A 1974-nucleotide genomic window follows, 5' to 3' on the forward strand; every position below is an offset into this window, starting at 1 on the left:
GCTTCGGGCTTCGGGCTTCGGGCTTCGGGCTTCGGGCTTCGGCAAAATTATAAACACTATTTGCACAAAGAGAAGATAATGAAGAAACAAAAACCACGCTTCGAGCAACGAGTTCCTAGTCACTTACCTAGCACCTAGTACCTTTAACCTTTTCGCGGTGGCAAGCCACTCGCCTACACGTAATTAAACACCAGTATACAATTTAACATCGAAGGCGTTAAGCTTGCTGACGCACAAACACCGAAAAAATATTGAATATCGCGGTGGCAAGCCATTCGCATACACGTAATTAAACACCTGAATACAATTTAGCACCGTAGGCGTTAAGCTTGCTGACGCGTGTTCATTAACACCTTTATGAATAAATCAATTAAAATCTTTCGCGGCTAAAGCCGGCTCCTACGAAAACCATTTGCACAAAGAGAAGTTAATGAGTGTAAATGAGAAGAAAAAAGGCCATAGGCTTCAAGTACCTAGCTACTTACCTAGCCTTTTCCCTTCAACCTCTTAAGCGCAGCGTCTCATAACCTCTTTGTGAATAAAATCAATTAAACAATTTTTACCACCGAGAGCACCGAGGCGCTACGCGCTACACCGAGAAAGTAAAGTTAAGCCTAGCACCTAGTCACTTCCCTAGAACCTTTAAACTCTTTCGCGGCTGAAGCCGGCTCCTACGATAAATTTAAACCCTGTAGGAAATGGCTTTAGCCATGTATTATATAAACCGCGCAGCTAAATCTAAACTCCGATGCCAACCCGTAGGCGGTACTTTACCTCGAGTAGCTCTTAGCTATATTGGTCGAAGCCCAAAACTCTAATATCTAACGTATTTATTATTTATTATAAAAATCTTTATACCAATCAATTAAGTTTCTAACGCCAAGCTCAACGCCTACGGCTGGTTTATAACCTGTTGCTGCAAATAAGTCTTGTGTATCTGCATAAGTTTTATAAACATCACCTGCTTGCATTTCACGGAAGTTCTTTTTAGCTTCAATACCTAACGCAGATTCAATAGACGAAATAAACTCCATTAAATTAATAGGGCTGCCGTGACCAATATTATAAACCTTAAAGGGGGCCGAGCTTGTTGCTGGTGAACCTGTTTCTACTCGCCATGAGTCATCACGCTCTGGTACAACATCGGCAGCTCTAACTACCCCCTCAACAATATCGTCAATATAGGTGAAATCACGCCACATATCGCCATTGTTGTTAATATCTATGGTCTCACCAGCAAGTATTTTTTTTGTAAAAATATAAGGTGCCATATCTGGGCGACCCCAAGGGCCATAAACAGTAAAAAAGCGTAAACCAGTTGTTGGTAAGTTATATAAATGCGAATAACTGTGCGCCATTAACTCATTGGCTTTTTTAGTTGCAGCATAAAACGATACTGGATGATCCACACTATCCGTAGTTTCAAATGGTGTTTTTTCATTCAGCCCATAAACAGAGCTAGATGATGCATATACTAAATGCTGCACTTTATTATGACGACACCCTTCAAGAACATTTAAATGGCCAACTAAGTTTGAATCTGCATACGCATCAGGGTTTTCAATCGAATAACGAACGCCTGCTTGCGCAGCTAAATGAATAACCTTATCGAATTGTTCTGTTTTAAATATCTCAGACATTGCAGAACGATCAGCAATATCCATTTTAATAAAAGTAAAATCGCTATGGTTTTCAAACTGCGCTAATCGCGCCAGCTTCAAATTTACATCATAATAATCATTAAGGTTGTCTATACCTATTACAGTATGATTTGCTGCTAATAGTTTTTGACATGTTGCAGCGCCGATAAAACCTGCAGCGCCCGTTACTAAATACTTCATATTAATCCTTTTGAAAATAGGTTCTAGGTTCTAGGTTCTAGGTTCTAGAAAAATTGCAAACAACAATATATGTGTCAAGCTTAGCTATAGCCTAGTACCTAGTCACCTCCCTAGCACCTAATTCCTTTAACCT

At 40.0% G+C, this 1974-nt stretch carries 1 protein-coding gene; it reads right to left on the minus strand.

The window, feature by feature from the left end; all coding sequences use genetic code 11:
• Window positions 1–833: 833 nt before the first annotated feature.
• Window positions 834–1841, minus strand: a complete 1008-nt coding sequence (locus tag H5163_RS20955) for an NAD-dependent epimerase (protein WP_182735887.1) — start codon at window positions 1839–1841, stop codon at window positions 834–836.
• Window positions 1842–1974 lie beyond the last annotated feature (133 nt).

The sequence above is a fragment of the Pseudoalteromonas sp. SG44-8 genome (assembly GCF_014164125.1).
Lineage (GTDB): Bacteria > Pseudomonadota > Gammaproteobacteria > Enterobacterales > Alteromonadaceae > Pseudoalteromonas > Pseudoalteromonas rhizosphaerae.

Excerpts from the sequence above, each read along its gene's own strand:
- H5163_RS20955 (WP_182735887.1), bottom strand. The coding sequence starts at position 1,841 with ATGAAGTATTTAGTAACGGGCGCTGCAGGTTTTATCGGCGCTGCAACA.